The organism is Nisaea nitritireducens (genome assembly GCF_014904795.1).
Taxonomy (GTDB): Bacteria; Pseudomonadota; Alphaproteobacteria; order Thalassobaculales; family Thalassobaculaceae; genus Nisaea; species Nisaea nitritireducens.
On sequence record NZ_JACZFS010000063.1, the window covers coordinates 1 to 23,538 of the forward strand.

A 23,538-nucleotide genomic window follows, 5' to 3' on the forward strand; every position below is an offset into this window, starting at 1 on the left:
GTGCCGCCGGCCTTGGTCACGGCCTGATCCAGGTCGGTCTGCGAGCAGAGACCAAGCAGGACCGGGTGGCGTGCCGTAATGTTCTGGGAGTTCCAGTGCGTGCGGTCACGGACCTTGTCGATCGTGTCCTTGGTCGTGCCGACGAGCTTGGCGACCTGGGCATCCTTCAGCTCCGGATGGTGCTTGACCAGCCAGGCGATTGCGTCCGGCTTGTCGCCGCGCTTGGAGACCGGAACATATTTCGGTCCCTTGGAGCGGGCTTTCGGCTGCGGCAGCGTGCTGACCAGCATCTTCATCCGATAGGACGGGTCTTCCTGGGCTTTCTCGATCTCGCCCCGGGCCAACTGTCCGTTCTGCAGCGGATCAATGCCCTGAATACCGGAGCTGACCTCGCCGTCGGCGATGGCTTGAACTTCGAGGGCGTGCAGGCCGCAGAAATCGGCGATCTGTTCGAACGACAACGCCGTATTGTCGATCAGCCAAACGGCCGTCGCTTTCGGCATCAGCGGATTCGCCATGATATCTCCTTTGAAGCGCGTTATCCGCATACCATTCGGATTGCGGATCCGTTCTTTCTTGGTTGTCTGAATTGTTCTGAATGATGGTTATATAGAGCAAGATACGGAACGATCCAATCATAAGTCGTCGGCAAAATGCACGGTGCTTCAAGATGGATCGCGGCGAAACCGGATATCGGGAGAGGGCAGATGACATTCGAAGATCTTGAACCGAAGAACGTGACCCGCAAGCCGGTCGATCTTTCGACCTGGAATATCGAGGACCTTCAGGACTACATCGAGAACATGAAGACCGAAATTCAGCGCGCGGAAGCGATGATTGCCGAAAAGCAGTCTGTTTCCTCTGCCGCTGAGTCTCTTTTCAAGCGCTAATCGTCGACCTGCCGGACCTTGCGGTGCAGCATTATTCTCTGTATCGGACGAGGCAGGACAAAACGAATGGACACGGGGGCAGGGGCATGAAGGGCAAAACAGCGGTCATCACTGGATCGACCAGCGGCATCGGCGCGGCCATGGCGGCGGCATTCGCGGCCGAAGGTGCAAACATCGTCATCAATGGCCTGGGCGAAGCGGCCGAGATCGAGAAAGGACGCGCGGCTCTGGAAGCGGAGCATGGCGTCCCGGTGATCTACCATGGCGCCGACATGACCAAGCCGGAGGAGATCGAGGATCTGATCCGGACAGCCGAGGGACAGTTCGGTTCCGTCGACATCCTCGTGAACAATGCGGGCATCCAGCATACCGCGCCGATCGAGGAATTCCCCGTGGACCGTTGGAATGCGGTGATCGCGATCAATCTTTCCGCTGCTTTCCATGGCATGCGGGCCGCTCTGCCCGGGATGCAGAAGCGCGGCTGGGGCCGGATCATCAACGTGGCCTCGGCGCACGGCCTTGTCGCCTCGGTGAACAAGTCGGCTTATGTCGCGGCCAAGCACGGCATCGTCGGTCTGACCAAGGTGGCCGCGCTGGAAAATGCCCAGAGCGGTGTGACCTGTAACGCGATCTGCCCCGGTTGGGTGAAGACACCGCTGGTCGTCGCCCAGATCGAGGCGCGTGCCGAGGCAAACGGCACCAGCGTCGAGGACGAGACCGAGGCGCTGCTGCTGGAAAAGCAGCCTTCCGGACAGTTCACCACGGTCGAGCAGCTCGCCGGCGCTGCCGTGTTCCTGTGCGGCGATGCCGCCAGCAACATGACGGGCACGACTGTCACGCTCGATGGCGGCTGGACCGCACAGTAACGTCTTCTCCGGCTTCCCTCTCACTGCCGATATTTGCGTAATATCGCTCTGCTTCTGGAAAGGGCCTCCGTGAAAGGCAAGACAGTTCTCGTAACCGGCTCGACCAGCGGGATCGGCGCGGCCTTGGCCGAAGGCTTCGCCGCCGAGGGCGCGAATATCGTGCTGAACGGCCTGGGCGATGCTGCGGAGATCGAGAAGGGACGGGCGGCTCTGGCAGCGGAGCATGGTGTTCCGGTGATCTACCATGGCGCGGACATGGGTAATCCGGACGAGATCGAAGATCTTGTTCGGACCGCCGAGGGGCAATTCGGTTCCGTCGACATCCTCGTGAACAATGCGGGGGTTCAGTACACCGAGACGATCGAGTCCTTTCCGGTCGAGCGCTGGGACGCACTGATCGCGATCAACCTCTCGGCCCCGTTTCATGCGACGCGCGCGGCCCTGCCGGGCATGAAGCGGCGTGGATGGGGGCGTATCGTCAATATCGCGTCCAATGCGGGTCTCGGCGGGTCGGTCCGCAAGTCGGCCTATGTGGCGGCCAAGCACGGTGTCGTCGGTCTGACCAAGGTGACCGGCCTGGAGAACGCCCGGAGCGGTGTGACCTGCAATGCGATCTGCCCCGGCTGGGTGAAAACACCGCTGGTCGAAGTGCAGATTGAAGACCGGGCGAAAAGGGACGGAACAAGTATCGAGCAGGCAACCTATGACCTGCTGATTGACCAGCAGCCGTCTGGAAGGTTCACCACGGTCGAGCAGCTTGCGGGTGCCGCGCTGTTCTTGTGCAGCAGTGCCGCCGACAATATGACCGGAACCACGCTGACGCTTGATGGCGGCTGGATGGCTGTCTAGCGATTATTGGAGCGGAAAAACAAACACCCGCCGAAAATCCGGCGGGTGCGAATGGCTTTCTGATAAAAGCGGTGAAGTAACGGGATTGCCCGGCTAGGGCCTGAGATTCTCCATCTCATCTTTAATCGCAAGTTTCTTCCGTTTTATTTCTGCGACAGCAGCGCTGTCCGGCATGGGTCTGGTACGTTCCTGATCAAGGTTTCGCTCCAAGGTCTCGTGGCGTTGTTTCAGCGATTCAATCCGCTGTGCCTGGGCCATGCCTATGCTCTCCTTTTTTGATCGTGAACTTTCAAACGTTACAATTCAGAGAATAGGTATCTTTAGGGGCTTGTGCAATGAGTCCGCTTCGGGCATGTTGCGCGATTTTTTGGTTAAAACTCCCAACGTGCTGGATTCCCGAGGTAAATTTTTTTCATGAGAAATCCTCAAAAAAACAAGCTGATAATCGGGATCAGCGGGGCCTCGGGAGTTGTCTACGGCATCCGGTTGCTTGAAATGCTCAGGGCTCTGCCGGACGAGCAAAAAATCGAGACTCACCTGATCATGAGCCGGGCAGCGGAAATCACGCTGGCGCATGAAACGACCTTCAAGGTCAGGGATGTCGAGAAGCTGGCCGATGTGGTGCATGCCAACAAGGATATCGGTGCCGCCATCGCCTCCGGATCGTTCCGGACAATGGGCATGATCATTGCCCCATGCTCGGTGAAGACACTGGCGGAGATCGCGACGGGCGTCACCGACACGCTGTTGTCGCGCGCGGCTGATGTGATCCTGAAGGAGCGCCGCCGTCTGGTCTGCATGGTGCGGGAAACACCGCTGCACTCCGGCCATCTGCGGAACATGCTGACCCTTTCCGACATGGGGGCGATCATCGCGCCGCCGGTTCCGGCCTTCTATGCGAAGCCTGACTCTATTGCGGATATGGTGGACCATTCCCTCGGCCGGGTGCTGGATCTCTTCGATATCGATAGCGGTACGGTCCGGCGCTGGAAGGATGACGCTGCGCCGTGACCTTAGCTGGGGAAACAGCCTTTTCTGTCCGTGCGCTCGGCCAGGGCGACGAAGCTGCGTTCCTTGCCCTGAGACGGGAAGCGTTGACCGGGGATCCAACATCTTTTGCCGCGGCCCCCGAAGATGATTTCCTGCGGACTGAAGAAGATGCGCGTCAGTTGTTCGCCCGGCGGAACGGCGATGTCGTCTTCGGAGCCTTTACCGATCGTCTGTGCGGAATGGCGGGGCTGTACCGGGAGCAGAAACAGAAAACACGGCATAAGGTTCATGTATGGAGCATGTACGTCGCTCCGGTTGCGAGAGAGCTCGGCGCGGGCCGCGCCTTGATGGAAATTGTGATAGCTCATGCGGGTACACTCGACGGTGTCACGGACATACACTTGAGTGTCTCGGAGCAGGCTGGTCCGGCTCGTTCGCTTTATGACAGTCTCGGGTTTTCAGTCTGGGGAGTGGAGCCGGAAGGACTTATCGTTCAAGGCGTTAGCGTACCGATGCAGCATATGATTCTGCCGTTGCCATGAGCCTTTTAGGGCGATATTGAAATGTTCGTTCGCACCGTTCGTTGTCACATTTTTGTCGCCCCGCTGACTCCGACTTGACATTTCTGGTGGGGGCTTTACCGTCTGCCTCGGGCAAGTTGAACAGGGTGCTCAAACTCTAAAAAAGAATACGTGAAGGGCCGCGCTTCGGCGCGGTCCTTCGATTCTGAACCATCGGTTCGGGTGGCTCCGTAGTGTGGGGCCCCGCACCCGCAAATATCGCTGCAAGACCGCCATCGCGCTTGCGTCCAACCCTCCATCCGTTAAAGATCGCGCCGAACCTGGCCACAGTGCAGGATGGAGGGGCAGAACATGACTTCAGACGGAAATCTCTTCGGTTTCGACACGCTCGCGCTGCATGCCGGACAGCAGCCGGACAGCGATACAGGCGCCCGCGCGGTGCCGATTTACCAGACCACATCCTATGTGTTCCGGGACTCCGAACACGCGGCCTCGCTGTTCAACCTGGAACGGGCCGGGCACATCTATTCGCGGATTTCGAATCCGACGGTCGCGGTACTGGAAGAGCGCATGGCCGCGCTTGAAGGCGGTGTCGGCGCGGTGGCAACGGCCAGCGGTCACGCTGCCCTGCATCTCGCCATCGTCACACTGATGGGCGCGGGCTCGCATATCGTTGCCTCCAGTGCGCTTTATGGCGGCAGTCATAACCTTTTCAGCCACACCCTGCCGCGCTTCGGCATCGAGACGACCAAGGTGCATCCGCGCGACATCGATGGCTTCCGCAAGGCGATTCGGCCGGAGACCCGCCTGGTCTTCGCCGAGACCATCGGAAATCCGGGGCTAGAGGTGCTGGATATCGCCGCGCTGGCTGAAGTCGCGCATGAAGCGGGTATCCCGTTGATGATCGATTCGACCTTCACGACGCCCTATCTCTGCCGGCCGTTCGATCACGGTGCCGATCTCATCATGCATTCCGCCACCAAGTGGCTCGGCGGGCATGGTGTGGCCATCGGCGGCGTGCTGGTCGATGGCGGCCGGTTCGACTGGGAAGCCTCCGGAAAGTTCCCAACCCTGACGGAACCCTATGCCGGTTATCACGGCCTCGATTTCGCCGAGGAATTCGGACCCCAGGCCCTGTGCATGCGGGCGCGGGCCGAGGGCTTGCGCGATTTCGGCGCCTGCATGTCGCCGACCAATGCCTTTCATCTGATGCAGGGGATCGAGACGCTGCCGCTGCGGATGGACCGGCATGTCGCCAACGCCCGCAAGGTTGCTGCCTTCCTTGAAGCATCGGAGGCGGTGGAATGGGTGCTTTATCCGGAACTGGACAGCCACCCGGACAAGGAGCTGGCGGCGCGGATGATGCCGAAGGGCGCGGGCTCGATGATCGCTTTCGGGATCAAGGGCGGCCGCGAGGCAGGCCGGACCTTCATCGACCGGCTTGGCGTCTGGTCCCACCTTGCCAATGTCGGCGATGCAAAGTCGCTGGTCATCCATCCGGCCAGCACCACGCACCAGCAGATGGATGCGGAGATGATGAAGGCGGCGGGGCTGTCCGAGGATCTGGTCCGGCTTTCGGTCGGGCTTGAGGATGTGGACGATCTGATCGGCGACCTGAAACAGGCGCTGCGCGCCGCAACGACGCGCAAGGCGGGGTAAGCAGATGAAGTTCGATGTAGGAGGGCATGAGGCGTTCGCGGCGACCGGTGGGCGTCCATTTGACGGCGGCAAGACAACGATCCTGATGCTGCATGGTGCCGGGATGGATCACACGGTCTGGTCCATGCAGGCGCGGTACTTCGCGCATCACGGCTTTTCCGTTCTGGCTGTCGATCTGCCGGGGCACAGCCGCAGCGGCGGGACGGTGCCGGAGAATATCCCCGCCTTTGCCGACTGGTGCCTGGCCGCGCTGGATGCGGTCGGCGCCGGAGAGGTGATGGTCATGGGGCATTCCATGGGCTCGCTCATCGGGATTGAGGTCGCGGCCCGTTTGGGGGCTCGTGCGAAAGCGCTCGCTCTGCTGGGCTCCGTGCCGGAAATGAAAGTGCATCCAGACCTGCTGAACGCGGCCCGCACGGGTAATCACATGGCGTTCGAGACCATGGTCGGCTGGGGTGTCGGCAAGCGTGCGCAGATAGGTGGCCACAGGGCGCCGGGCGCCTGGGTCTGCGGCGCCAGCATGCGCTTGCTGGAGGCTGGCGACTATGCGGTGCTGGCGACCGACCTTGCCGCCTGCGATGCCTATGACGGGGCGTTGGAAGCTGCGGCGGCAGTGTCATGTCCGGCGTTGGTACTTTCCGGCTCCGACGACAAGATGACCCCGGCCAAGCTGTCCCGGCCGCTGGTGGATGCTCTGCCGGATGTCCGAGCGGTTATTCTGCCGAAAGCGGGTCACATGATGATGATCGAACAGCCGGACGAGACGCTGGATGTGCTGGCTGACTTTTTCGGAGCGCTTCGGTGAGCGCGGAGGGAGAGACCGAGACCCGGGAGCGGTTCCGCTGGTGGCTGGAGATTCCGACGCGCTGGATGGACAATGACGTCTACGGGCACGTCAACAACGTCCAGTATTATTCCTATTTCGATACCGCCGTGAACACGCACCTGATCCGTGAAGCCGGGCTGGATATCCACAACAGCCCTGTCGTCGGGCTGGTGGTGGAGACACGTTGCCAGTTCAAGAAATCACTGGTTTTCCCGGATCGCATCGATGCCGGTATCCGGGTAGACCGCCTCGGCCGGTCGAGCGTCACCTACGCAACCGCACTGTTCCGTGAAGGCGACGATGAAATCGCCGCGCTCGGTCATTTCGTGCATGTCTATGTCGACCGGGCAACGCAGACGCCGGTGCCGATCCCGGAGCAGATGCGCGCCGAGATGGAGAAGCTCCGCCTCGAATAAGGCTGTCGCTTATTTGCTCTTGGTGCGGGAAATCTTGTAGAGCCCGGCGACGATCTGCTGGCCGATGGCGCCAGCCTCGCCTTTCATTTTCGTTGCGACCACGGCTTTCAGGGCATCGACATGGGCCTTGATGGCATCCGCGTCATTGTGCCCGCGCTGTCCGGGCTCGCCCAGCTCCAGGTAGCGGTTCATCGAGGTCGCGATCTTCTCGACCATGGGGTAGCCGAAACTGGCCCCCTGGGATCGCAGATCGTGCATCACCGTATAGATCGTGCGTTCGGGGCCGGCGGGCTCGGCGCCTTCCGCCTGCAGTCTCTCAACGGCCTCGTCCAGTTTGACGATGCTGTCCTTGGCGGTTTCCGCGAGATCGATCTTGGAGACGGCGTCCGCCAGCGCGGCTTCGGCCTTTGCGATCAGCCGTTCATCCATGCGCGCGGGTCCGCCGACCAGATCTTTCAGCTTGTTGGGCTGATGAATGACCTCGTACGTACCTTTCGGGGGCTGGGCCATTGCTATCCTCTCGTAAGCCGGTTTGTCCGGTCTGTTTCTGGTCGGTTAAGCGCTGCGTGCATCCCGGTCGCGCAATTCGGCGGCGCGCCGTTCTTCTCCGGTGAAGGATTCTACCTTTCGGCGACGGTCGGGTCCGAAATAATCATCGGTGCGAACGAAGGGGCGGGGGTATTCCACCACGGCAACAAGCCGCTGGATCAGGCCAACGCCTGTGAGGGGCTTGGCAATGAACTCGGTCACGCCGGCATCGCGGGCCATCTCGATCCGGTTGGATTCGGTGTGACCGCTGACCATGATGATCGGCAGGAATTCATCCGGGCTGACTGGATCGTTCCGGATCCAGCGGGTCAACTCGATGCCGTCCATCTCTTCCATCACCCAGTCGGTGATGATCAGATCCACCTGATATTCGCTGAGTTTCCGGATCGCATGCTGTCCATCACGGGCATCGATGATGTTCTTGACGCCGACTGACTGCAGCATCGCCCGCAGCACTTCCCGCATGGGCTGGCTGTCTTCGACAATCATCACCGAGAGACGCTGGTAGCGTGCTTCGTTGGTCGAACTTTGAGACATTCACCACGACTTCCCCGGTCCCGGCATGCCGAAATCCGTAGAATCTTAATAATTTGTTATCCTTACCGGAGTTTAATCGACTTCCGATGGGTAAAGCTATAGTCGGATTGCTTGCTTCTCAATTCAGGGTGGCGATGCAGTTTATGCATTTGGGCATCGTGCAAATCCCACCCAAGCCCGGAAAACCGCCTCTTCTGGTGCGTATTCATACAATATCTGGTATAGATCAACTTGGTTTTGACTAGGCTGTGTTCGGTTGCGATCGGCAGGAAACTGCGGCGTGGCGGCAAATAAGTTTGCCCGTTGCTCTTGACTTGAAGCCCGATTCGCCGATTGATCCGGCCTCCGGGCCGCTCGGTGCGCTGTGTTGCGCTCCGTTCGGCATTTCGAATGAGCCTGGGCTCCACGAGGATTGTAAGGAAATGGCAGGGCATTCCCAATTTAAGAACATCATGTACCGCAAGGGCGCGCAGGACAAAAAGCGCGCCAAGCTGTTCACCCGGCTGATCCGTGAGATCGCGGTCGCGGCGAAAGCGAGTACCGATGCAAGTGCCAATCCGCGCCTGCGGTCGGCCATTCAGGCGGCCCGCGAGGCCAATATGCCGAAGGACAATATCGACCGGGTACTGAAAAAGGCCGAAGGCGGTGGTGCTGACGACAATTACGAGGACATCCGCTACGAGGGTTATGCCTCCGGCGGTGTCGCCATGATCGTCGAGGCATTGACCGACAACCGCAATCGAACCGCTTCCGAGGTCCGCTCCACGTTCTCCAAATATGGCGGGACCCTTGGTGAGACCAACTCGGTCAGCTTCATGTTCGACCGTGTCGGCCAGATCTCTTATCCGGCCGACAAGGCGGAGGCCGATGCCATGTTCGAGGCCGCTCTGGAAGCCGGTGCCGAGAATGTCGAATCCTCCGAAGACGGGCATGTCATCACCTGTGCGCCTGACGATCTGAGCACGGTTCGCGAAGCGCTCTCCGAGCAGTTCGGCGCCCCTGAAGAGGCTGAACTGTCCTGGAAGCCGCAGAACACGGTGCCGGTGGACGAAACTCATGCCGAGACCATCATGAAGCTGCTTGGCGCGCTGGAAGATCTCGACGACGTTCAGTCTGTCTCTGCGAACTTCGAGATCCCGGACGATGTCATGCGGAAACTGACGGCAGCCGCCTGACGCCTATGTCAGGTGCTGGTCAAAAGCCCATTGGGGAGAGGCAATCGCGATGAGGCTTCTCGGTCTCGACCCGGGACTCCGCTTTACCGGCTGGGGTGTGGTCGATGTGGACGGTCACCGGCTGCGCCACGTCGCCAACGGAACCCTGAAGTCCACTTCATCCCGGTCCATCGCGGAACGTCTCCTCGAATTGCATGACGGTGTTCTGGAAATTCTCGGCCGTTACAGCCCCGGTGAGGCTGCGGTCGAGGAAACTTTCGTCAACAAGAACCCGGAATCGACTCTGAAACTCGGACTGGCTCGTGGCGCCGTCATTCTGGCTCCCGCCAAGCAAGGCCTCCGGGTTACCGAGTATGCGCCGAACCGGGTGAAGAAAACCGTGGTCGGGGCCGGTCATGCCAACAAGGACCAGGTGCAGATCATGGTGTCGAAGCTGCTGCCTGAAGCGGTTTTTGATTCCGCGGATGCGGCGGACGCGCTCGCGGTGGCGATCTGCCACGCGCATTTCGCCCAGAGCCGCCATGCCTTCGGCGAGACGGTGGGCGTATCCCGGATCAAGCAAGAATCGGCAACCGGTGGATATGAGCGCGCGATCCAGGCGGCTCTGCGTAAGGAGATGGGCCAGTGATCGCCAAATTGCGGGGTATCCTCGATTCTTTCGGTGACGGCAGCGCCGTGATAGATGTCGGCGGTGTCGGGTACCTGATTTTCGCGTCCAGCCGGACGCTCGCGAAACTGGGGGACAAGGGCGGGGACGTCTCCGTTCATGTCGAGACTCACGTCCGCGAAGATCACATCCATCTCTACGGGTTTGCCGACAAGGCAGAGCAGGACACGTTCCGGATTCTGCAGACGGTGCAGGGTGTGGGCGCCAAGGCGGCTCTCTCCATCCTGTCCGCGCTGGCGCCGGACGAGATCCTGCGGTCGGTCGCTGCGGGTGACGCCAAGATGCTGACCCGCGCAGACGGCGTCGGCCCGAAGCTTGCGGGCCGGATCGTGAACGAATTGAAAGACAAGGCGGTGAATATCTCGCTCGGCGCCGATTCCGCGATGCCGGCACCTGCGGGCGGCAAGACGGCGCCGGCGGGAGAGCCTGCTGCTGTCGCGGATGCAATCTCCGCCCTGGTGAATCTCGGCTATGACCGCAGCATTGCCTATGGCGCCGTTCATGCTGCCGTCAAAGCGATAGGGCCCGACGCAGACCTCAATCAGTTGATCACCGGCGGGCTGAAGGAGCTTGCTTCGTGAGCGATTGGGACGATGGCGAAGAGGGCCGGATCGTCGACGGTGAGCGGTCGACCGAGGACACGCCTGAGCGGGCGCTGCGACCGGTCACGCTCGATGATTTCGTCGGACAGAAACAAAGCCGGGAAAACCTGAAAGTCTTTATCGAGGCCGCGAAGGCGCGCGAGGAGGCGATGGACCACACGCTGTTCTTCGGCCCGCCCGGTCTCGGCAAGACGACACTGGCCCAGATTGTCGCCCGAGAGCTCGGGGTGAATTTTCGCGCCACGTCGGGCCCGGTGATCGCCAAGGCTGGAGATCTCGCGGCGCTGCTGACCAATTTGCAGGCGCGCGATGTTCTCTTCATCGATGAGATACACCGCCTTAATCCTGCCGTAGAGGAAGTGCTCTATCCGGCTATGGAGGATTTTCAGCTCGACCTCATTATCGGTGAAGGCCCGGCCGCCCGGTCTATCCGGATCGACTTGCCGCCCTTTACCCTGGTGGCGGCGACGACACGGTCCGGGCTGATCACGACGCCTTTGCGCGAACGCTTCGGCATTCCTCTGCGCCTGCAATTCTACACGCCTGAGGAGCTGCAGAGCATCGTCATGCGTGGCGCTTCCCTGCTCGGCATGAACCTGCTTCCTGAAGGCGCGGCGGAAGTCGCCAGCCGCTCGCGCGGGACCCCGCGTGTGGCCGGGCGCCTGCTGCGCCGGGTGCGGGATTTCGCGGCGGTTGCGGGTGTGGATGAAATCGACCAGAAGGCGGCGGACGGTGCCCTCAATCGCCTCGATATCGACGAGCGCGGGCTGGATGCCATGGACCGGCGTTACCTGCGCTGCATTGCCGATAATTACGGCGGTGGCCCGGTCGGGGCGGAAACCCTCGCGGCGGCACTGGCCGAGCAGCGCGACGTGATCGAGGAAGTGATCGAGCCTTATCTGCTGCAACAGGGCTTGCTCCAGCGCACGCCGCGCGGCCGGCTGCTGTCTGAATCCGGCTACCGGTATCTCGGCCTGGCCATGCCGAACAGGACACCTGCCGAAGCGGCGCAAATGACCCTTCTCGACAACAATTCCGAGGACGCGGATGTCTGAGCGGCAGCTGCAGCCAGCGGTGACGGGGTTCATGGCGGATGGCACCCATGTGCTGCGCGCCCGTGTTTATTACGAGGACACGGATGCCGGCGGTGTCGTCTATCACGCGAACTATCTGCGATTTGCCGAACGTGGCCGCACCGAATATCTCCGCGATGTCGGTGTCTCCCAATCGGAACTTTCCGATGAGGAGGGCGTTTATTTCGTGGTCCGCCGCAGCGTCATCGATTTTCGCCTGCCAGCCCGGCTCGACGACGCTTTGGAGATCCAGACCCGGATTGCCGGAATCAAGGGTGCGTCCTTCGAGGTTGAGCAGACCATCGCGAAAGCGGGAGCGGACAGCCATCTGGTGAAGGTGGACAGCACCATCGCCTGCCTGGACCGGAAGGGGCGCCCGGTGCGGGTGCCGAAATCGGTCAAATCGAAACTGGACCGGCACGACGGAGCGGGATCGCGATGACCGCCGCTCAAGCCACAGGACAGACGTCGGAGAAGAGTATCTAAATGGATCAGACACTAGTCGATACCGTGACACTTGGAGGCACAGCCGCCACGGACATGAGCATCTGGGGTTTGTTCATGACCGCGGACTGGATCGTGAAGACCGTGATGCTCATCCTGATCGGCGCTTCGGTCTGGAGCTGGGCGATCATCGTCGACAAGAGCCTGAAGATGCGAAGGCTCTCGAAAGCCGCCGCGCAGTTCGAGGAATCATTCTGGTCCGGCGGCTCGCTCGAGGATCTCTATGACCGTATCGGCGGGCAACCGGGCGATCCGATGACCGGCGTGTTCACGGCGGCGATGCGGGAATGGCGCCGGTCTGCCGCCAAGGGGCTGACCTCGAAAGGCTCGGACATCCGGGCCAGCCTGCGCCAGCGTATCGAGCAGGTGATGCAGCTCTCCATTTCCCGTGAGATGGACCGGCTCGAAAAACACATGACCTTCCTTGCCTCGGTTGGCTCGGTCGCCCCCTTTGTCGGATTGTTCGGCACCGTCTGGGGGATCATGAACAGCTTCCAGTCCATCGCCGCGACCAAGAATACCTCGCTCGCAGTGGTGGCTCCCGGTATCGCGGAGGCCCTGTTCGCAACGGCTCTCGGCCTGATCGCGGCGATTCCCGCCGTGATTGCCTACAACAAGATTTCTAACGATCTCGGCCGGTATGCGGGGCGGCTGGAAACATTCTCCAGCGAATTCGCTTCCATCCTGTCCCGTCAGCTTGACGAGGGGGGCTGAGCCATGGCCGCTTCAATGATTGGATCTGGGCGCGGGGCGCGGGGGCGCTATCGTCCGCTGAGCGAAATCAACGTGACCCCGCTGGTCGACGTCATGCTGGTGTTGTTGATTGTCTTCATGGTGACCGCGCCGTTGCTGACGGTCGGCGTCCCGGTGGATCTCCCGAAGACCAAGGCTGCGCAGCTGACCGACGAGGTCGAACCGCTCGTCGTTTCGGTCAATGCGGACGGTGTGATCTTCCTGCAGGAGACCGAAGTCCCCCGGGAAAACCTGGTGCCGAGGCTGAATGCCGTCACCGGGCAGCGCCCGGACGTGCGGATCTTTGTGCGCGGCGACAAGAGCATCCAGTACGGTACGGTGATGGAGGTCATGGGACTGATCAGCTCCGCCGGCTTCAAGAAGGTCGCGCTCCTGGCCGAAATCCCGGACAGCAAGGGGACGCGCTGACGCCATGCGCACCGGGCTCTCCATATCCATCGGCATCCATGTTGCGGTGTTCGCCTTTGCCTGGTTCGGCCTGCCCGAACTCAGGAACGACGATATTCTTCCTGAGCAGCTGGTGATCGTCGACATGGTGGATATCTCGGAAGTGACCAACACGCCGACGGCGGCGGTCGAGCCCGAGAAAGCGGAAGAGCCGAAGCCCGAGGAGCCGGAGCCGGAAGCGCCGAAACCTGCCCCACCGCCACCACCGAAGGCGGCTGCTCCTCCGCCCCCGCCTCCGCCGGCCCCTACACCAGAGCCTGCGCCGAAGCCGGTTGCCGAAGTGCCAGAGCCGGAACCGGCCCCGGCCCCGAAGCCCGCGCCCGAGAAGGCTCCGGAGCCGGAGAAGGTTGCTCAAGCCCCAGCGCCGGCGCCGAAACCGCGGCCCAAGCCGCGCGCGCCGGAGCCGAAGCCGGAAGAGGCGAAGAAGAAGCCGAAAAAAGACGACAAGAAGCTCGATTTCTCGCGCCTGCTGAAGACGCTTGAGAAGGTCGAACCACAGCCTCAGGCCAAACCGGAAGAGGAGACGCCGAAGAAGAAGAAGGCCGATCCCTTGAAGGATGTGCTGGCCAAATTGCAGGCTCCCGCCCGCAGCCGATCCGACAAGGCGTTCGATCCGGAGAACAAGGTCTCCATCAGCGAGATCGACGCGGTGCGCCGGCAGATCGCGCAATGCTGGAACGTGCCCGCTGGCGCGAAGGATGCGGAAGACCTCTATATTGAGATCGCCTTGCAGATGGGGGCTGACGGCACCGTGCGCGACGCGCGGATTGTCGACCAGACACGGCTGTCCCGGGATGGTTTCTTCCGGAGCGCCGCTGAAAGCGCCCGGCGCGCAGTGTTGAGCTGTGGCAAACTTCCGTTGCCGCCTGAAAAATACGAGTCATGGAAAAACATCACCATGACTTTCAATCCGAGGGATCTGCTGTGAAGATCCGCGATCACGACCGACTTGAGAGGCCGATCATGAGGTTCGCTGGACTGTCCCGCACTATGGAGATTTCGCCTGTCGCAATGCTTTGGCGATGGGTGTTGCCGGCTCTGCTGCTGGTGCTTCTTGCAACAGGCTCATCCCGTGCCGAGTTGAGGATCGACATCACCCAGGGCAAGGTCGACCCGCTGCCTGTGGCGGTCTCCGAATTTACTGGCAACAATGCCGAGAGTGCGCAGATCGGCCGGGATATTGCGGCCGTGATTGCCGCCAACCTTGAGCGTTCCGGCCTGTTCGCCCCGATCGACAACGCCGCCTTTATCCAGCGCAATGTGTCTCTCAGCGCATTGCCCCGGTTTGGCGACTGGCGCCTGATCAATGCGCAGGCACTGGTGCACGGCGCGGTGAGTTTCGAGGCGAGTGGCGCGGTGAAGGTCGAGTTCCGCCTCTGGGACGTCTTCGCCGAGCAACAGATGGTGGCGAATGCCTACACCACGGTCCCGGCGAATTGGCGCCGGGTCGCCCACATCATCTCCGACGCGATCTATCAGCGCATGACAGGTGAATCCGGCTATTTCGATACCCGTGTCGTCTATATTGCCGAAAGCGGCCCTCCGGATCGGCGGACCAAGCGGCTGGCGATCATGGATCAGGACGGTGCGAACCACCGTTTTCTGACGGACGGCAAGGACCTCGTGCTGACACCACGCTTCTCGCCGACACTCCAGGAAATCACCTATCTCGCGTATTATAACGACAAGCCGCGGGTCTATATCTTCAACATCGAAACCGGTCAGCAGGAAGTGCTGGGCGATTTCCCGGGCATGACCTTCGCGCCGCGTTTCTCGCCAGACGGCAACCGGGTGATCATGAGCATGGCCCGAAACGGTATCACCGACATTTACACGATGGATCTTGCCACCCGCCGCGTCCGGCGCCTGACAGACAGCCCGTCGATCGATACATCGCCGACCTTCGCGCCGGATGGCGGTCAGGTTACCTTCAACTCCGACCGTGGCGGCAGTCAGCAGATCTATGTGATGGATGCGAACGGCAGCAATGTGCGGCGAATCAGCTTTGGCAAAGGACGTTATGCGACGCCTGTCTGGTCTCCGCGCGGGGACCTGATCGCCTTCACGAAAATAGTTGGCGGTCAGTTCTATATCGGGGTCATGCGGCCTGACGGAACCGGCGAGCGGCTGCTCTCCCAAGGCTATCTCGTGGAGGCTCCGACTTGGGCGCCAAACGGGCGTGTTTTGATATATTTCAAGCAGTTCCCGTCGGATTCTTCCGGTCGAGGCGGCAAGACCAAACTCTACTCCGTTGACCTCACTGGATATAACGAGCGCGAGATTGTCACTCCCGTGGATGCTTCCGATCCCGCATGGTCGCCCTTGATTCCTTAGTGTCATAGAAATATATTTCGCGCGACAAGCCTTCTCCGGTAATGAGCGGCTATCGCCATGCGTAGAAATCTGTTAGAGAACACAAAGGATTGGCGCGTCCGGTTAGAGTCTAAGGGGCACGACCGAAAACTTGGATCGAAGGCTCACTTCTGTGGGGGTTAAAGAATGACAATGAAGTTTCTTTCCATCGTGGCTGCGGGTCTGCTCGTCGCCGCGTGCTCGACCGACCAGGAAACGGCGTCCCAGTCGGGCGGCGCGGGATCGACTGTACCGGCTGCGAACCAGCCCTCGACATCGTCGGCCTCTACCGGGGCTGTTACCGCTGCTCCGGGGTCGCGCGAAGAGTTCGTCGCCGAGGTTGGCGACCGGGTCTTCTTCGGGTTCGACAAGTACGACCTGACACCAGAAGCCCGCACGACGCTTGAGCGTCAGGCATTCTGGCTGCGCAAGTACCCGAGCGCGACCGTGACCATCGAAGGACATTGCGATGAGCGCGGCACCCGGGAATACAACCTGGGCCTCGGCGAGCGCCGTGCCAGTGCGGCAAAAGATTACCTGATTGCGCTTGGCATCGATGCCGGCCGCGTCAACACCATCAGCTACGGCAAGGAGCGCCCGGTTGCTTTCGGCAGCAATGAGGAAGCCTGGGCCCAGAACCGTCGTGGTGTGACCACCATCAACTAAGGCTTCGGCCTGACCGCCTGAGTTAGACCGCGCCGGTCTGGTTAGCCAGACCGGCGCGTTGTCATTTGTGGCAGAGGAATTGACGGCGCTCCGTTGGCGGACATGCCTTATTCCTGCTCGATTGGCAGGTTAGATTTAACGGTCGTGACGATTGTGAGACTGGGAGTTCGAGAGATGACGAGCCGGTTCGTATTTGGCGGCGCGCGTTTGTTTGCCGGTGCTGTGGCCCTGATGTTTATCTCGGCGGCGGCACTGCCCGCGGCCGCGCAGGACGTCCAGAACCTGCTGAACCGTCTCGACCGGATGGAGCGCGAGATGCAGGACCTGCAGCGCCAGCTCTATCGCGGTGGCGGCACGGGGATCACGGCGACGCCAGTCACCCCGGCACCGATCACCTCTGGCACGTCAACGACCTCGGCCACTGCGGGCAATCAGAGCGCCGGTTTCGATACGAGCTATGCCGCCCGGGTGGAAGTCCGGCTGCAACAGCTCGAAACCCTGATCCGCTCTCTCACCGGCAAGATCGAGGAAGTCGAGTTCAAGGTGGAGCAGAATTCCGGCCGTCTTGACCGGCTGGTGCGCGATATCGATTTCAGGCTCCAGGCTCTTGAACGGGGCGGCGTTGCTACGCAGCCTGACTCCGCCGTGCAGGGCAGCCTCAATCGTCCCGTAGCCGAGCCGGCGCCGGCAGAGGCTCCGGTCGCGGGACAGGGGCAGGGCGTTCTGGGATATCTCAAGGAGTCGGAGGCCAAGGCTCTTGATGCTGCGCCGGCCCCTGCCGCAGAAGCCGGACAGGTCCCCGCGCCTGCGAGTGCCCCCGAAACCGTTGCCAGCACGCCTTCGGCCGGCCCGCAGCAGATCCTGCCCGAAGGCACTCCCGAAGAGCAGTACAAGCACGCCTTCACCTATCTGCAGAAGCAGGATTTCGCTTCCGCGGAACAGGCGCTGAGCGCATTCCTGGAGCGCCACCCGAAGAATCCGCTGGCCGGAAATGCAATGTACTGGCTCGGCGAGACCTATTACGTGCGCAAGGATTTTGCCAATGCGGCCAAAACCTTCGCCACGGGCTATACGGATTATCCGGGCAGCTCCAAGACCGCGGATAATCTGCTGAAGCTCGGCTTCTCTCTCGCCCGGATGGACCGGAAGGAAGATGCCTGCGTCACCTTCGATCAGTTAAAAACCGACTTCCCGAACGCTTCCGCCAATATCAAACGCCGGATGGAGACGGAACGGCAACGGATCGGCTGCTGATCCGGCCTTGGATCACGGGAGACAGCGACTGTCCGACGTCAAGCCGGTTTCGGACTGTGAATTCGAGGCGCTTCTGCAACGCGCCGACCCGGATCTTGCCTCGGCCCCGCCTTCTGTTTTTCTCGCCGGAGTGTCTGGCGGTGCGGACAGCATGGCGCTTTGTCTCCTGCTGGCGCGCTGGTGTCATGCCCATGGACACCGCCTCCTTGCCGTAACTGTCGATCACGCGCTGCGTCCGGACTCCGCGGAGGAGGCCGGGCGGGTATCGGCTTGGCTCGCCGCGCGCGGGATCGAGCATAAGATCCTCAAATGGCAGGGTGCGAAACCAGGCACCGGCCTGCAGGCAGCGGCCCGTTCCGCAAGGTTCAAGCTCTTGACCGACTGTGCGGCGTCCTTGGGCGCGAGCGGGCTTTTCCTCGCCCATCATGTGCAGGATCAGGCCGAAACCATGGCGATGCGTCTGGCGCGGGGGAGCGGGCCTGACGGGCTGGCCGGCATCCGGCCCAGGCAGATGCATGGAAGCATCCCCGTTCTGCGTCCGTTGCTTTCCCTGCCGCCGGCCCGGCTTCGCGCCAATTGTCTCGCTGAGGCGCAAGTCTGGGTCGAGGACCCGAGCAATCGTGACCGACGTTTCGAACGGGTCCGGATCCGTCGGCAGGCGAACGCTATGACGGAAGCTGGTCTGGACGCGGGCCGTCTCGATCGTCTCGCGCAGGCATTCGGGCGCTTGCGGGACTGGAGCGAAAAACGACTGGCCGATTTCCTGACGGCTTCCGGTGAGCTGGACCCGCGCGGTTTTGCCGCGCTCGATCTTTCCGCTGTGCTGAGTTTGCCGCTGCCGCTGCGTACCAAGCTTCTCTCCGGATTGCTGCAATCGATCGGTGGGCTGGATTATCCGCCGCGCGCAGAAAATATGACGCGTTTTTTGACGTGGCTGGATGACGGCACCAGCGATCAGGTCACACTCGGAGGCTGCCTTGTCTGGCGCGGCCGGGATGACAGGCTCTGGATTGCCAGGGAGACACCGCGGAAGACCGGCCCGGAAATGTTGTGCGGCCAGCGTTTGAGCCGCTGGGACGGGCGTTTCGACGTCACCTGGTCGGGGGCGCAACCGGTCTGGATTCACATGCTGACAGGCAAGGGCGAGCGCCGATTGCGGCTGACAGGGACAGTCGTGAAGGCTTCAAAGGCGCTCCCGGTCAGCATCCGCGCATCACTTCCTGCTTTAACTGACCTTGACGGGCGTCTGTTTGCCCCCCACCTTTCCGAGACATGGACAAGTCAGCGGCCCCTGGAAGCCGGCCTGTTCCAAATTGAATTTCGTCCCGCCGTGCCATGGGTAGCCGACGCTTTCCGGGCAAGCAGGGATGACAGGGCCGCGATGAACGACTAAGAATGGGCGTCCGGCTGAATAAGAACCCTACCGAGGCATAATCGGCGTGAACAATTTCGGCAAGAATCTCGCACTCTGGATTATCGTAGGCGTCCTCCTCGTGGCGCTGTTCAATCTATTCCAAAGTTCGAACAAACCTGGTGGATATCCGAATTTCGCGTTTTCGGATTTCCTTAGCTCGGTTGAATCCGGTCGGGTGACCGACGTCGTGATCCAGGGCAATACCATCAAGGGACACTTCAGCGATGGGCGCACCTTTGCGACCTACGCTCCGAACGATCCCGGCCTTGTGGACCGGCTCAAGGAAGGGGGCGTGCGGATTGCCGCAGCGCCGCCGGAAGAGGGCATGTCCGGCCTACTCGGTATCCTGATCTCCTGGTTCCCGATGCTGCTTTTCATCGGTGTCTGGATCTTCTTCATGCGCCAGATGCAGGGCGGTGGCGGCAAGGCCATGGGCTTCGGCAAGAGCCGCGCCCGGCTGCTCACAGAGAAAGTCGGACGGGTCACCTTCGACGATGTCGCCGGTATCGACGAAGCCAAGACCGAGCTTGAAGAGATCGTCGAGTTCCTGAAGGACCCGCAGCGCTTCCAGCGTCTCGGCGGCAAGATTCCCAAGGGCTGTCTGCTGGTGGGCCCTCCGGGTACCGGTAAGACGCTGCTGGCCCGCGCCATCGCCGGCGAAGCCAATGTGCCGTTCTTCACCATTTCCGGTTCCGACTTCGTCGAGATGTTCGTTGGCGTCGGCGCCAGCCGTGTCCGCGACATGTTCGAGCAGGGCAAGAAGAACGCGCCATGCATCATCTTCATTGATGAAATCGATGCGGTCGGCCGTCATCGCGGCGCCGGTCTCGGCGGCGGCAATGACGAGCGTGAGCAGACCCTGAACCAGTTGCTGGTCGAGATGGACGGTTTCGAGGCGAACGAGGGTGTCATCCTGATCGCCGCCACCAACCGTCCGGACGTGCTTGACCCGGCTCTGCTGCGTCCCGGCCGCTTCGACCGTCAGGTCGTGGTGCCGAACCCGGACATCCTGGGCCGCGAGCGCATCCTGAAAGTTCATATGCGCAAGGTGCCGCTGGGTCCGGACGTGGACGCCAAGGTTATTGCGCGCGGTACACCGGGCTTCTCCGGTGCGGATCTTGCGAACCTGGTGAACGAAGGCGCCCTGCTGGCGGCCCGTAAGGGCAAGCGCGTGGTCGGCATGGCCGAGTTCGAGGAAGCCAAGGACAAGGTCATGATGGGCGCGGAACGCCGCTCCATGGTCATGACCGACGAAGAAAAGGCGCTGACCGCCTATCATGAAGCCGGCCACGCCGTGGTTGCGCTGCATTGCCCGGACAGCGACCCGATCCACAAGGCGACGATCATCCCGCGCGGCCGCGCCCTCGGCATGGTCATGCGTCTGCCGGAAGGCGACCGGATCTCGCTTTCTCGTGCAAAGCTCTATGCGGACCTGCAGGTAGCCTGTGGCGGCCGTCTTGCCGAGGAACTTGTGTTCGGGGAAGAACGGGTTACGACCGGTGCCTCCTCCGATATCCGGATGGTCTCCGACATGGCCCGCCGCATGGTCACCGAGTGGGGCCTCAGCGACAAACTCGGCTTCCTGGCCTATTCGCAGGATCAGCAGGAGGTTTTCCTCGGTCATTCCGTGACCCAGCAGAAGAACGTTTCCGATGCGACCGCCAAGGTGATCGATGAGGAAATCCGCCGGATCGTGGATGGCGCCTATAAAGACGCTCGCAAGATCCTGGAAGATAATTACAACGAGCTGGAAACGCTGGCCAAGGGACTGCTCGAATACGAGACCCTCTCTGGTGACGAGATCAAAGCCCTGCTCGCTGGCGAAAGTCTGGTGAAGAATAACAAGGAAGACGGACCGAAGCCCGGTGCCGGACGCCGTTCATCGGTGCCGACCGGCGGCAAGGAAGATACCGGTAAGACCGGTGGGGGCCTTGAGCCCGATCCGCAGCCCGGCGAGTAATTCATGACCGACATTTTGAAAGAGGCCGCGCTCATGCGCGGCCTTTTGCCGTCCGGCGCCAGCATTCACCTTGCACCGACCGGTATCGTCTGGGGAGAGATGGCGGACCGGCTCTTGAAGGCCGGGCTTGCCCGTCCTCTGGCCGGTGGCCCCGCCGCGTTCTCCGCCGTCGAGATTATTGCCCGCTCCGCCGATGCCATTCACCTACTGGGCCCCGCGCCGCTCGATACGGCCGTTACCTGGGCCGCGGGCGAAGGAATTGGCGCTCTGTTCGATCAGCAAATCGATCTGATCTCTGCGCCGCGCCCGCTGTTTGCCGGATTGCCGGCTGACCGTCCCCTGGTCATGGGCATCGTCAATGTGACGCCGGACAGTTTTTCCGACGGCGGCGACTTCGCGGCGACCGGCGATGCAGTCAACCATGCCTTTGAGCTGCTGATGCAGGGCGCGGATATTCTGGATATCGGCGGGGAATCCACCCGGCCCGGTGCCGATCCGGTGCCGGTCGAGGAAGAACTACGCCGGGTTGTCCCCGTGATCGAGGGTATCCGTCACCGGGCCGGGGCGAAGCGGCCGGTGATCAGCGTCGACACGCGGCGTCCGGACGTAATGCGGGCGGCGCTCGATGCCGGGGCGGATATCGTCAACGATGTGACCGGGCTGGCTGATCCTATGAGCCGCCGCATTGTCGCGGACGCCAAGGTCCCGGTAATGCTGATGCATATGCGGGGTCAGCCGCAGACCATGCAGAGCGAGGCTCAGTACGATTTCACCCCTCTGCAGATGCTTGAGGAGCTGGAGCAACGGGTATTTGAGGCCGAGCAGGCCGGCATCCCGCGTGAGCGTATCGTCGTTGACCCCGGTATCGGATTCGCCAAGAACACGGACCAGAACCTTGAAGTGCTGGCCCGGCTTGGCCTGTTGCACGGGTTTGGCTGCACCGTTCTTCTCGGCGCGTCGCGCAAGAAGATGATCGCCAATATCAGCCGGGACGAGCCGGCGAAGGAACGAGTGCCGGGCTCGCTCGCCATTGCCCTTGCCGGTGTGGAGCAGGGCGTCCAGATCCTCCGGGTGCACGATGTTGCCGAGACCGTGCAGGCGCTAAAAGTCTGGGCGGGAATCGCCGCTCGGCGGTAAGCTGCGGTGCTCGCTCCAGTCATTCTGATATTGCTTGGAACTTCATGACCAGAAATCTCTTCGGAACCGACGGCATCAGAGGCACCGCAAATGCCGAGCCGATGACAGCCGAGACAGCGCTTCGCGTGGCCATGGCGGCTGGCCGTCACTTCGTGAACAGCAACGGCAGTCCAAAGACCGGACACCGGCCGTTGGCGGTGATCGGCAAGGACACGCGGCTCTCCGGTTACATGCTGGAGCCGGCGATGGTGGCGGGGTTCACCTCGATCGGGATGGATGTGGTGCTGCTTGGCCCGCTTCCCACCCCGGCCGTGGCGAGCCTGACCCGCTCCCTGCGCGCCGATCTCGGTGTCATGCTCTCCGCCTCGCACAATCCCTATCAGGATAACGGCATCAAGCTGTTTGGTCCGGACGGCTTCAAGCTGTCGGACGAGGTCGAGCACGAGATCGAGAACCGGATCGATACGCTGGGCGCCGAGGACAGGGCATCGGCCGACCGACTCGGCAAGGTCCGGCGGCTGGAGGATGCCCAGGGCCGCTATATCGAGATCGCCAAGAACACCTTCCCGAAGGGCATGCGGCTCGACGGTTTGAAGCTTGTCGTCGATTGCGCCAACGGCGCCGCCTACAAGGTCGCCCCGCGCGTATTGTTCGAGCTTGGTGCCGAGGTCATCGAGATCGGCGTCACTCCGAACGGTACGAATATCAATGCCGGCTGTGGTGCTACAGCACCGGATGCCATGTGTAATGCGGTGACGGAAACCGGTGCGCATCTCGGTATCGCCCTCGACGGTGACGCCGACCGGCTGATCATGGCGGACGAGCACGGGCGGATCATCGACGGAGACCAGATCATGGGGCTGATCGCGGCCTCCTGGGCGGAAGCGGGGCTGCTGCGCGGCAAGGCGTTGGTCACCACCGTGATGAGCAATCTCGGGCTGGAGCAATACCTTGAGGGCATCGGCGTTGCCATGCACCGCACCAAGGTGGGCGATCGCTATGTGCTGGAGCATATGCAGTCCGGCGGCTTCAATCTTGGCGGTGAGCAGTCCGGCCACATGATCATGAGCGATCACGCGACCACGGGAGACGGGCTGATTGCTGCACTCCAGGTGCTGGCCGTGCTGATCTCGTCCGAAAAGCCGATGAGCGAGGTTGCCTCGGTTTTCACTCCCTTGCCGCAGTTGCTGAAGAATGTGCGCTACACGGGTGCACCGCCGCTGGAAGGCGAGTCCGTGAAGACGGCTATCCGTGAGGGCGAGGCGCGTCTGGCCGGGACGGGACGGGTCCTGATCCGCAAATCAGGCACCGAGCCTCTGATCCGGGTCATGGCCGAAGGCGCGGACGAAAAGCTCGTCGCCAATGTCGTGGACGATATCGTACGGGAGATCGAACGTGCCGCAGGCTGATATGACAGAGACCGGCGACTTA

Annotated in this window: 27 protein-coding genes; 23 read left to right on the top strand and 4 right to left on the bottom strand. The window is 61.7% G+C overall.

Going from position 1 to position 23,538, the window contains the following annotated elements; genetic code table 11:
• Positions 1-518, bottom strand: a 518-nt coding sequence (locus IG629_RS19490; RefSeq protein WP_193173584.1) for a DUF1013 domain-containing protein, incomplete at its 3' end; no start/stop codon positions are given.
• A 189-nt stretch (positions 519-707) separates the two neighbouring features.
• On the opposite strand from IG629_RS19490, the gene IG629_RS19495 reads away from it, so the two are divergent.
• The 3 genes from IG629_RS19495 to IG629_RS19505 all read left to right on the top strand — a co-directional run bounded on the left by IG629_RS19495 (position 708) and on the right by IG629_RS19505 (position 2,605).
• On the top strand, positions 708-890 hold the full coding sequence (locus tag IG629_RS19495; RefSeq protein WP_193173585.1) for a DUF1192 domain-containing protein: 183 nt from the start codon (positions 708-710) through the stop codon (positions 888-890).
• Between the two features lie 86 nt (positions 891-976).
• Positions 977-1,756 carry a 3-hydroxybutyrate dehydrogenase gene (locus IG629_RS19500; RefSeq protein ID WP_193173586.1) on the top strand — a complete coding sequence of 260 codons (780 nt, stop codon included), beginning with the start codon at positions 977-979 and terminating at the stop codon, positions 1,754-1,756.
• A gap of 69 nt (positions 1,757-1,825) precedes the next feature.
• Positions 1,826-2,605, top strand: coding sequence for a 3-hydroxybutyrate dehydrogenase (locus tag IG629_RS19505; protein ID WP_319025133.1), 780 nt, complete (start codon positions 1,826-1,828; stop codon positions 2,603-2,605).
• Between the two features lie 93 nt (positions 2,606-2,698).
• Here IG629_RS19505 and IG629_RS19510 read toward each other — a convergent pair whose 3' ends face one another.
• Positions 2,699-2,863, bottom strand: coding sequence for a YdcH family protein (locus IG629_RS19510; protein WP_084608349.1), 165 nt, complete (start codon positions 2,861-2,863; stop codon positions 2,699-2,701).
• Between the two features lie 156 nt (positions 2,864-3,019).
• Here IG629_RS19510 and IG629_RS19515 point away from each other — a divergent pair, with 156 nt between their 5' ends.
• From IG629_RS19515 to IG629_RS19535, 5 genes are all read left to right on the top strand, one after another.
• Positions 3,020-3,616, top strand: a complete 597-nt coding sequence (locus IG629_RS19515; RefSeq protein ID WP_193173587.1) for a UbiX family flavin prenyltransferase — start codon at positions 3,020-3,022, stop codon at positions 3,614-3,616.
• Positions 3,613-4,137 (top strand): GNAT family N-acetyltransferase, encoded by a 525-nt coding sequence (locus IG629_RS23025; RefSeq protein ID WP_404923912.1) that lies wholly within the window; start codon positions 3,613-3,615, stop codon positions 4,135-4,137. The genes IG629_RS19515 and IG629_RS23025 overlap by 4 nt, the downstream gene beginning before the upstream one ends.
• A gap of 330 nt (positions 4,138-4,467) precedes the next feature.
• Entirely contained in the window at positions 4,468-5,775 is a 1,308-nt protein-coding gene (locus IG629_RS19525; RefSeq protein ID WP_193173589.1) for an O-acetylhomoserine aminocarboxypropyltransferase, read from the top strand.
• Positions 5,776-5,779: 4 nt separating this feature from the next.
• Positions 5,780-6,580, top strand: a complete 801-nt coding sequence (locus tag IG629_RS19530; protein WP_193173590.1) for an alpha/beta fold hydrolase — start codon at positions 5,780-5,782, stop codon at positions 6,578-6,580.
• Positions 6,577-7,017 carry an acyl-CoA thioesterase gene (locus IG629_RS19535; protein ID WP_193173591.1) on the top strand — a complete coding sequence of 147 codons (441 nt, stop codon included), beginning with the start codon at positions 6,577-6,579 and terminating at the stop codon, positions 7,015-7,017. Before IG629_RS19530 ends, IG629_RS19535 begins: the two co-directional genes overlap by 4 nt.
• A gap of 9 nt (positions 7,018-7,026) precedes the next feature.
• Here the strand turns inward: IG629_RS19535 and IG629_RS19540 are convergent, their stop codons facing one another.
• Positions 7,027-7,527, bottom strand: a complete 501-nt coding sequence (locus IG629_RS19540) for a hypothetical protein (RefSeq protein WP_193173592.1) — start codon at positions 7,525-7,527, stop codon at positions 7,027-7,029.
• 45 nt (positions 7,528-7,572) lie between these two features.
• Positions 7,573-8,103, bottom strand: coding sequence for a response regulator (locus IG629_RS19545; protein ID WP_226886950.1), 531 nt, complete (start codon positions 8,101-8,103; stop codon positions 7,573-7,575).
• Between the two features lie 422 nt (positions 8,104-8,525).
• Here IG629_RS19545 and IG629_RS19550 point away from each other — a divergent pair, with 422 nt between their 5' ends.
• From IG629_RS19550 to glmM, 15 genes are all read left to right on the top strand, one after another.
• Positions 8,526-9,278, top strand: coding sequence for a YebC/PmpR family DNA-binding transcriptional regulator (locus tag IG629_RS19550; protein ID WP_193173593.1), 753 nt, complete (start codon positions 8,526-8,528; stop codon positions 9,276-9,278).
• 49 nt (positions 9,279-9,327) lie between these two features.
• Positions 9,328-9,906, top strand: coding sequence for a crossover junction endodeoxyribonuclease RuvC (ruvC, locus tag IG629_RS19555; RefSeq protein WP_193173594.1), 579 nt, complete (start codon positions 9,328-9,330; stop codon positions 9,904-9,906).
• Entirely contained in the window at positions 9,903-10,526 is a 624-nt protein-coding gene (gene ruvA / locus IG629_RS19560) for a Holliday junction branch migration protein RuvA (protein WP_193173595.1), read from the top strand. Before ruvC ends, ruvA begins: the two co-directional genes overlap by 4 nt.
• A 29-nt stretch (positions 10,527-10,555) precedes the next feature.
• Positions 10,556-11,602: a Holliday junction branch migration DNA helicase RuvB gene (ruvB, locus tag IG629_RS19565; protein ID WP_404923914.1), complete on the top strand. Its 1,047-nt coding sequence runs from the start codon at positions 10,556-10,558 to the stop codon at positions 11,600-11,602.
• Positions 11,595-12,062 carry a tol-pal system-associated acyl-CoA thioesterase gene (gene ybgC / locus IG629_RS19570; RefSeq protein WP_319025134.1) on the top strand — a complete coding sequence of 156 codons (468 nt, stop codon included), beginning with the start codon at positions 11,595-11,597 and terminating at the stop codon, positions 12,060-12,062. The genes ruvB and ybgC overlap by 8 nt, the downstream gene beginning before the upstream one ends.
• A gap of 44 nt (positions 12,063-12,106) precedes the next feature.
• Entirely contained in the window at positions 12,107-12,838 is a 732-nt protein-coding gene (tolQ, locus tag IG629_RS19575) for a protein TolQ (RefSeq protein ID WP_193173597.1), read from the top strand.
• 3 nt (positions 12,839-12,841) lie between these two features.
• A complete protein-coding gene (gene tolR / locus IG629_RS19580) occupies positions 12,842-13,285 on the top strand; it encodes a protein TolR (RefSeq protein ID WP_193173598.1) in 444 nt (147 codons plus the stop codon).
• A 4-nt stretch (positions 13,286-13,289) separates the two neighbouring features.
• Positions 13,290-14,252: a cell envelope integrity protein TolA gene (locus IG629_RS19585; protein WP_193173599.1), complete on the top strand. Its 963-nt coding sequence runs from the start codon at positions 13,290-13,292 to the stop codon at positions 14,250-14,252.
• An 83-nt stretch (positions 14,253-14,335) separates the two neighbouring features.
• Positions 14,336-15,658 (top strand): Tol-Pal system beta propeller repeat protein TolB, encoded by a 1,323-nt coding sequence (gene tolB, locus IG629_RS19590; protein ID WP_404923915.1) that lies wholly within the window; start codon positions 14,336-14,338, stop codon positions 15,656-15,658.
• Between the two features lie 165 nt (positions 15,659-15,823).
• The gene (pal, locus tag IG629_RS19595) at positions 15,824-16,342 is read left to right on the top strand and encodes a peptidoglycan-associated lipoprotein Pal (RefSeq protein WP_193173600.1); all 519 of its coding nucleotides are present in this window, start codon (positions 15,824-15,826) and stop codon (positions 16,340-16,342) included.
• Between the two features lie 174 nt (positions 16,343-16,516).
• On the top strand, positions 16,517-17,596 hold the full coding sequence (gene ybgF, locus IG629_RS19600) for a tol-pal system protein YbgF (RefSeq protein WP_193173601.1): 1,080 nt from the start codon (positions 16,517-16,519) through the stop codon (positions 17,594-17,596).
• A gap of 7 nt (positions 17,597-17,603) precedes the next feature.
• A complete protein-coding gene (tilS, locus tag IG629_RS19605) occupies positions 17,604-18,989 on the top strand; it encodes a tRNA lysidine(34) synthetase TilS (protein ID WP_193173602.1) in 1,386 nt (461 codons plus the stop codon).
• A 46-nt stretch (positions 18,990-19,035) separates the two neighbouring features.
• Complete coding sequence (gene ftsH / locus IG629_RS19610) at positions 19,036-20,970, top strand: ATP-dependent zinc metalloprotease FtsH (RefSeq protein WP_193173603.1); 1,935 nt, start codon at positions 19,036-19,038, stop codon at positions 20,968-20,970.
• Between the two features lie 3 nt (positions 20,971-20,973).
• Complete coding sequence (gene folP, locus IG629_RS19615; protein WP_193173604.1) at positions 20,974-22,107, top strand: dihydropteroate synthase; 1,134 nt, start codon at positions 20,974-20,976, stop codon at positions 22,105-22,107.
• 44 nt (positions 22,108-22,151) lie between these two features.
• Entirely contained in the window at positions 22,152-23,516 is a 1,365-nt protein-coding gene (gene glmM / locus IG629_RS19620) for a phosphoglucosamine mutase (RefSeq protein WP_193173605.1), read from the top strand.
• The last annotated feature ends 22 nt before the right edge of the window (positions 23,517-23,538 follow it).

What these genes read in the sequence shown, in the direction of transcription:
- IG629_RS19495 (WP_193173585.1), top strand. Translation starts at nt 708, where the DNA reads ATGACATTCGAAGATCTTGAACCGAAGAACGTGACCCGCAAGCCGGTC.
- IG629_RS19500 (WP_193173586.1), top strand. Translation starts at nt 977, where the DNA reads ATGAAGGGCAAAACAGCGGTCATCACTGGATCGACCAGCGGCATCGGC.
- IG629_RS19510 (WP_084608349.1), bottom strand. Translation starts at nt 2,863, where the DNA reads ATGGCCCAGGCACAGCGGATTGAATCGCTGAAACAACGCCACGAGACC.
- IG629_RS19515 (WP_193173587.1), top strand. Translation starts at nt 3,020, where the DNA reads ATGAGAAATCCTCAAAAAAACAAGCTGATAATCGGGATCAGCGGGGCC.
- IG629_RS19525 (WP_193173589.1), top strand. Translation starts at nt 4,468, where the DNA reads ATGACTTCAGACGGAAATCTCTTCGGTTTCGACACGCTCGCGCTGCAT.
- IG629_RS19530 (WP_193173590.1), top strand. Translation starts at nt 5,780, where the DNA reads ATGAAGTTCGATGTAGGAGGGCATGAGGCGTTCGCGGCGACCGGTGGG.
- IG629_RS19540 (WP_193173592.1), bottom strand. Translation starts at nt 7,527, where the DNA reads ATGGCCCAGCCCCCGAAAGGTACGTACGAGGTCATTCATCAGCCCAAC.
- IG629_RS19545 (WP_226886950.1), bottom strand. Translation starts at nt 8,103, where the DNA reads ATGTCTCAAAGTTCGACCAACGAAGCACGCTACCAGCGTCTCTCGGTG.
- IG629_RS19550 (WP_193173593.1), top strand. Translation starts at nt 8,526, where the DNA reads ATGGCAGGGCATTCCCAATTTAAGAACATCATGTACCGCAAGGGCGCG.
- ruvC (WP_193173594.1), top strand. Translation starts at nt 9,328, where the DNA reads ATGAGGCTTCTCGGTCTCGACCCGGGACTCCGCTTTACCGGCTGGGGT.
- ybgC (WP_319025134.1), top strand. Translation starts at nt 11,595, where the DNA reads ATGTCTGAGCGGCAGCTGCAGCCAGCGGTGACGGGGTTCATGGCGGAT.
- tolQ (WP_193173597.1), top strand. Translation starts at nt 12,107, where the DNA reads ATGGATCAGACACTAGTCGATACCGTGACACTTGGAGGCACAGCCGCC.
- tolR (WP_193173598.1), top strand. Translation starts at nt 12,842, where the DNA reads ATGGCCGCTTCAATGATTGGATCTGGGCGCGGGGCGCGGGGGCGCTAT.
- IG629_RS19585 (WP_193173599.1), top strand. Translation starts at nt 13,290, where the DNA reads ATGCGCACCGGGCTCTCCATATCCATCGGCATCCATGTTGCGGTGTTC.
- tolB (WP_404923915.1), top strand. Translation starts at nt 14,336, where the DNA reads ATGCTTTGGCGATGGGTGTTGCCGGCTCTGCTGCTGGTGCTTCTTGCA.
- pal (WP_193173600.1), top strand. Translation starts at nt 15,824, where the DNA reads ATGACAATGAAGTTTCTTTCCATCGTGGCTGCGGGTCTGCTCGTCGCC.
- ybgF (WP_193173601.1), top strand. Translation starts at nt 16,517, where the DNA reads ATGACGAGCCGGTTCGTATTTGGCGGCGCGCGTTTGTTTGCCGGTGCT.
- folP (WP_193173604.1), top strand. Translation starts at nt 20,974, where the DNA reads ATGACCGACATTTTGAAAGAGGCCGCGCTCATGCGCGGCCTTTTGCCG.
- glmM (WP_193173605.1), top strand. Translation starts at nt 22,152, where the DNA reads ATGACCAGAAATCTCTTCGGAACCGACGGCATCAGAGGCACCGCAAAT.